The organism is Sulfuriflexus sp. (genome assembly GCF_032250955.1).
Classification (GTDB): domain Bacteria; phylum Pseudomonadota; class Gammaproteobacteria; order AKS1; family AKS1; genus Sulfuriflexus.
In genome coordinates this window covers 1-5,740 of sequence record NZ_JAVVES010000100.1, presented here as the reverse complement: position 1 = coordinate 5,740, position 5,740 = coordinate 1, and the positions used below count along the sequence as shown (strand labels likewise).

The 5,740-nt window shown below is 54.9% G+C and carries 6 protein-coding genes and 2 pseudogenes; 3 read left to right on the top strand and 5 right to left on the bottom strand.

Annotation, left to right across the window (positions count from 1 at the left end):
* Positions 1 to 20: 20 nt before the first annotated feature.
* The 3 genes from RQ738_RS12895 to RQ738_RS12885 are packed head-to-tail and all read right to left on the bottom strand — an operon-like array spanning position 21 to position 3,165.
* Positions 21 to 485: a hypothetical protein gene (locus RQ738_RS12895; RefSeq protein ID WP_314165686.1), complete on the bottom strand. Its 465-nt coding sequence runs from the start codon at positions 483 to 485 to the stop codon at positions 21 to 23.
* A complete protein-coding gene (locus RQ738_RS12890; protein WP_314165685.1) occupies positions 485 to 2,377 on the bottom strand; it encodes a flavohemoglobin expression-modulating QEGLA motif protein in 1,893 nt (630 codons plus the stop codon). The genes RQ738_RS12895 and RQ738_RS12890 overlap by 1 nt, the downstream gene beginning before the upstream one ends.
* Entirely contained in the window at positions 2,374 to 3,165 is a 792-nt protein-coding gene (locus RQ738_RS12885) for an N-formylglutamate amidohydrolase (RefSeq protein WP_314165683.1), read from the bottom strand. The genes RQ738_RS12890 and RQ738_RS12885 overlap by 4 nt, the downstream gene beginning before the upstream one ends.
* A gap of 184 nt (positions 3,166 to 3,349) precedes the next feature.
* Between RQ738_RS12885 and RQ738_RS12880 the strand changes: the two genes are divergently transcribed.
* Together RQ738_RS12880 and RQ738_RS12875 are read left to right on the top strand one after the other, a co-directional pair.
* The gene (locus tag RQ738_RS12880) at positions 3,350 to 3,829 is read left to right on the top strand and encodes a YbhB/YbcL family Raf kinase inhibitor-like protein (RefSeq protein WP_314165682.1); all 480 of its coding nucleotides are present in this window, start codon (positions 3,350 to 3,352) and stop codon (positions 3,827 to 3,829) included.
* 61 nt (positions 3,830 to 3,890) lie between these two features.
* Complete coding sequence (locus RQ738_RS12875; RefSeq protein ID WP_314165681.1) at positions 3,891 to 4,160, top strand: DUF6763 family protein; 270 nt, start codon at positions 3,891 to 3,893, stop codon at positions 4,158 to 4,160.
* 60 nt (positions 4,161 to 4,220) lie between these two features.
* Here RQ738_RS12875 and RQ738_RS13785 read toward each other — a convergent pair.
* Positions 4,221 to 4,289, bottom strand: a pseudogene (locus RQ738_RS13785) (RNA repair domain-containing protein); the annotation flags it as partial.
* A gap of 77 nt (positions 4,290 to 4,366) precedes the next feature.
* On the opposite strand from RQ738_RS13785, the gene RQ738_RS12870 reads away from it, so the two are divergent.
* On the top strand, positions 4,367 to 5,311 hold the full coding sequence (locus RQ738_RS12870) for an acetoin utilization protein AcuC (RefSeq protein WP_314165680.1): 945 nt from the start codon (positions 4,367 to 4,369) through the stop codon (positions 5,309 to 5,311).
* A gap of 91 nt (positions 5,312 to 5,402) precedes the next feature.
* On the opposite strand, the pseudogene RQ738_RS12865 reads toward RQ738_RS12870, so the two are convergent.
* Positions 5,403 to 5,740: pseudogene (locus RQ738_RS12865) on the bottom strand (hypothetical protein); the annotation flags it as partial.

Genomic DNA, 5,740 nt, shown 5'->3' with positions numbered 1-5,740 from the left:
CACCTTGGCGGACTGGATCTTTATCCTGATGGTGTTATACGGTAAATCTTACCCACCACATCTGGGGAAGAGCCTATTTTGTTAATCGCATGGCTCAGTCCATTCGGGTCATTCAGGACAATCACACCGTGGCGCATGGCCAGGCGGCCGAAGTTGATCCCGGCCAGGCGTGCCCAGGGGCGCTTCAAGACTTCATCTGCCGGGTTGTTGCGCAGCAGGAGAATATCCAGATCGCTCACCGCCAGTCGTTCCCGCTGCACCGACTTGCCCTGCAAACTCTCCAGATAGACGCTGCTGGAACGATACTTCCGCACCGGATTGGAGAGGGCACGCGCATACACGCACTGGTCCGGCGCATAGTCGAATTGCCCGATCTCGATATACCACACCTGGTGACCCCGATTTGTCGCATTCATGGCCAGACCGGTGGTGGTAAAACCGGCCTGTTCGGTATTGATATCATTGACGACTATACCAAGACGCATCAGCTGGCATCCTTCATCAAATCCATTACCGTTAGCCCTTTTCGCAGGATATCGAGACGGGCCGTGGTTTCCTTTTCAGCGAGAAACCGTGGAAGCAGGCGCGGCCGCACCAGTATCCGGCGCCATTGCAGTTCCCTGACCAGTGGCAAGTAGTCATAACTGACCTTGCCCAGATAGAGGTCTTCCAGATCACCGCCCTTTGCCAGGTAGTGCAGTAACTGCTTCAGCCCCTGCAGGTAAATCTTGTCTTTTGTATAACCACCGCCGCGGAAGACGCGCATGCTGATATAGAACGCTGCGCGCGGACCCAGATCGTACCTTTCACGCAGGCCCCGGAAGGTCTCGATAAAATCCGCACCCTCGGTGATCATATGCACGGCCATCACCCGGCTGGCCAGCAGACGCAAGCGCGTCCGTCCCAGACCGCCAACCAGGTATTCGGCGAGCACGGCGAGGCCCTCCTGCATCGACTCATAACCGGCCATGCCGGCATACAATTCACGAAAGGGCTGCTGATTGCCATTGTAGTGTGTCAGCACATGGGTGCCGATTTCATGCGCCAGGGTGGCCCTGAGGCCTGCACTCGAAACCTGCGCATCCATACCGACGAGAAAGTTCCCCTTTGAGACCATGATCCCCGTGACATCCTGACGCACTTCGACCCGCGCCGGCAGGCCTGCATCCTGTTGCCGGTAATAGGCGATTTCCTGACGCGCCTGTTCAGCGAATGCCTCGGCAGACAGGTATTCCAGAGCCTCCTTTGCCACTGCTTCAGTCTTGCTGAATACCAGTATCTGTTCGGCGAGGGACAATAACCCAGCATCGACATCACCGAATAACTGCCGACTACCAAGTAGAAATCGTGGCGTATTGCGATCAGCGATCAAGGTCAGCTGCCTGTCCAGTTCATCGCGTTTCTGCGAAAAGATATGTGCCAACGTCGGGTCCTCTATACGCTCGATCGGAATAGCAAACAGTTCCCGTTTCACCAATGCCGGGTCCAGCGTACGCGGCCGATACAGGAATTCCGGTATGCGTGCATAACTGCTGCAGCTGAATTCCTCCCAGGCAAATGGCGCATTCGTGGGTGTCACGTGCAGCAGCAGGTCAAAGTCATTGCTGATTCTGGCCAGCCGCTCATCCGTTTCGTATACCGCCGGGGTCATCGACCGCTGTCCAAGTTCAAGATAATGAACGGGCCGCACATGCGTACAGTAATGCGTGAAGGCATAAAAACTACGCTTCAGTGCACGGCTAAAGGCATGATGAAAACGTCGTAAAAGAAACGGCAGCAGCTGGTTGCTCCCTGTGTCCCGGTAGATTGGGCTGACTTCCAGACCAATGTGCAGACAGTTAAACTGCTTGAGTTCGCGGTCACTTAACAACGGTGGCGACGGTGAGATTGGCTCTTCCTGGTAGGAGACAGCTACAGCCGCGCGCTGATGATCATTGATACGAATATTCAGCATGGCATTTTCCATGCGCTCGAGAAAGGCCGGGGGCACATTATGTGGAGGGGCGATAATACGCAAGGCTACATGCCGCGTTTCGTCGGTGACCTCGGTGCCGGCCCACAGTTCCAGCAGCAGGCATGCACCGAATTGTCGATGCTGGATATCAAGGATGCCGGTCACCAGCCGGTGCAATGCCGCCTGGTGGCCGGGCTGGTTATCGGCAAGCAAAAAGGACGTCTCGCCGAGCAGCAGACGCGCCGTACCACGGTCATTAGCTGTTGATGGCTGGCGATAAAAGGCCAGAAAGGGTAACTGCCGGTCAAGGTGGATACGCCCGCGCCTGTTCATTTTTGTACGCACCGCAATATTCCGTCGGTATTTATCCAGGACCGAGTCGATCAGCGCATCGTTGAGGTAATCTTCGTCGCCGTTACTCATTTGATGTTCTTCAGCTCTTCCAACACGCCCTCCAGTGTCGTTTGCAATGCGTCACGAATAGCCTGGATTTGCTCAATGTCCACCACCCCGGTCCACTCATCCATATAGAACTTCTTGAACTCGATCGACAAGACACAGATGCTGTCCGGATAGTGGTGATGGATCCATTGCGCCAGCTGCCGCCCCTGGAAGTTAATGTTTTCACGCACATCCAGATGCCGGTCCATGAAATTATAGTTATGCAGATCAGTGATGAAGCGCCTGATGACGGGCAAACAGCGCTCACGGTCCGGCATCGTGCCGGTGCCAACATTCACCTCCGGATTGCTGGCCGGGTCAGCCTGCGGCTGGCCGGGGCCTGCACGTCGATAGTTATAGGCATGCAGATCAAGGACCACAATATGACCAAAATGCACAACCAGCCTGTCGAGCAGCTTTTTCAGTTCCGTATAGAAGGCATCATATTCGTGCAAGGAGCGTTCTATCATGTCTTCGGCGAGCGGCGCCTTCCATAGTGGCAGACCCCAGGCCATTTCCGGTCGCGTGTAGACGGCCGCGTCACGCGGCCGGTTCAGGTCTACTTCAAAACGTGAACGTTGCGGCACCAGCCAGGTGGGCACCACCCTGGCAAGATAGTCCGTATACGGGTCTTCTTCATGCGCACGCCCGGCATCGTCCAGCACCAACAGGGGTAGCAGTTCACGACGAATCTCGTGCCCGGCGTGAATGGCCGTTGCCATGAGGGGGCTATCAGCAACTTGCTCAATCCATATATCGGTATCTGGCATCCTCACATTCTGTGGAGAATTACCCGGCAATGAATATAAGTATTTACGCTGATATCGGTGACTAATGTCAGCATTGAAAATGAAACCCTGATTGCCGTGTTGGAAATTCCAGACGGCATTCTCAACGCCGGCTCCCGGTCATGCTGTTCTACAGGGCCCGGTTACATATGATAAAGCCGCCACGGTGAATATACTGAGCTTGTCCCTTACCTCGAATGCCTTTGAACATAATGGTCACATACCCTCCCGGTATACCTGCGATGGCGAGGACATCTCTCCGCCGCTGGCGTGGCAGCATGTCCCCGCCGACGCCGAGAGCCTGGTCCTGATTGTTGATGACCCGGATGCCCCTGACCCGGCGGCACCGAAAGTTACCTGGGTACACTGGCTGCTTTACAACATCCCGGCCTCCTGCCCGGTACTGGAAGAGGCGCTCTCTGCAGAAGACCTGCCGGGCAATGCCCATCAGGGCCGTAACGACTGGAAACGCACCGCTTATGGCGGCCCCTGCCCACCGACTGGCCGGCATCGTTACTTCTTCAAGCTCTATGCCCTGGACACGCGCTTGCCTGATTTACATGAGCCTACAAAGGCAAAGCTTGAAAAGAATATGCAAGGCCACGTACTGGCGCAGGCAGAACTGATTGGGACTTACCAATGTTGAGCAAAAGACCCTTATTGGTAACAGAATCCAACCTGCAACAAGGAGGCAAGTGCAATGCCAAATGAATACGATCCGATCGTTAATAACTGGTACACACACAGACAAAGGGCAGCTATTCACCATTGTCGATATAGGCGAAGACAGTATTGATATTCAGTATTTTGACAGTGACATCGAGGAGATCAGTTTCACCACATGGCGCAACATGGATATCGAGCTCTGCGAAGAACCGGAAAACTGGACAGGCACCATGGATATCGCTGAAGCCGATGACCTCGGCACAGAGGTCACTGACACACGGCCCAATGACTGGGCCGAGCCACTGCGGTAACACCACCAGGCCGGCAAGGCGCCTGGCCCGGCTGGCTAAAAATACCATGAGATACCACTTTCAATGCTCCCGTTGCCAGATGCATTCACCGTTTTTATAAACCGCCTTGATACGGTGCAACGGCACACTATGTTAAATATTCTCTTTGTCCGTGTAATAAAAAAAGAAATGGTCACTCGGTGCAATCGAAAGGAGCATACCCGGCCATGACTGCACCGGTTTGTGTCTACAAGGGCGAGGCCCTGGCGAGCTATAATTTCGGCCCCGCACACCCCTTCGGCCCGCAACGGCATGCGGCCTTTACCAACGAACTCGAGCGCCGGGGGCTGCATGAGCGGGTCTGTCAATGTGTGCCTGTCATGGCCGCACGCGATGCCATAGAAACCTTTCATACCGCCAGCTATATCGACAAGGTCATCGCGCTTTCAGCAACCGGTACCGGCATGCTCGACAGCGGCGATACTCCGGCATTCAAGGGCATGTACGAGGCCTCGCGGTTTGTCGTCGGCAGTGTGCTTGATGGTATCGAACGGATACTCGCTGGCCAGTGTGCCAGGGTATTTGTCCCCATTGCCGGCCTGCACCATGCGCAGCGCGATGCGGCAGCCGGCTTTTGTGTCTTCAATGATTGTGGTATCGCCATTGAGGTGCTGCGCCGCCAGCATCATATCCGCAGGATCGCCTATATCGATATCGATGCCCATCATGGCGACGGGGTGTTCTATGCCTTTGCCGATGACCCTGACGTCTGCATTGTCGACTTTCATCAGGATGGTCGCACGCTCTATCCTGGCACGGGTGCGCTCGGTGAAACAGGTGAGGATGAAGCCGTCGGCACCAAAATGAATGTGCCCATGCCGCCGGGCGCGACTGATGACCTGCTAATGCATATGTGGCCCGCCACCGAGGCCTTTATCGAAAAGGCCCGCCCGGAGTTTATTATCTTGCAAGCCGGAGCGGACAGCCTCGACGGCGACCCCATCACACAGATGCAATACAGTGAAGCGACACATGCTTTTGTCACGAAACGCCTCAAGGTACTCGCGAACCGGGTATGTGATGGCCGCCTTATCGCCCTCGGCGGAGGTGGCTATGACCTTAATAACCTGGCCAGGGCCTGGACTGCCGTTGTGGCCGCGTTATTGGGTTGATACTGGAAAAAAGCTCATGTCCTGCCGACATTTCCCAACCGACCATAAGCCGGATAAACGCCATCGAGAGGCAAATAAACTCCTCTTGTCATTAGTGTAGTTCGCTGGCCTTTACTATCTCTTCCTGCAATTTTATAAACGCTGCCTTACTGGCAAGCCTGGCTGCGAGCTGGAAGTCATTCTTGAATTCTTCAAACTCAGCATGCCCCTTGCCCGCTACACTGCCCGTCCATACCTGCTCGCCCTTGTTATCAAGCGCCATGACCTTCAGCGTAATGCTGAAGTCAGTCGGCGGCCATGTAAAAGGACTGGGAGATGACGAAGTGGTACTTACTTGTGGAACAAAGACATAAGGGCTCTTCCCCAGATGTGGTGGGTAAGATTTACCGTATAACACCATCAGGATAAAGATCCAGTCCGCCAAGGTGA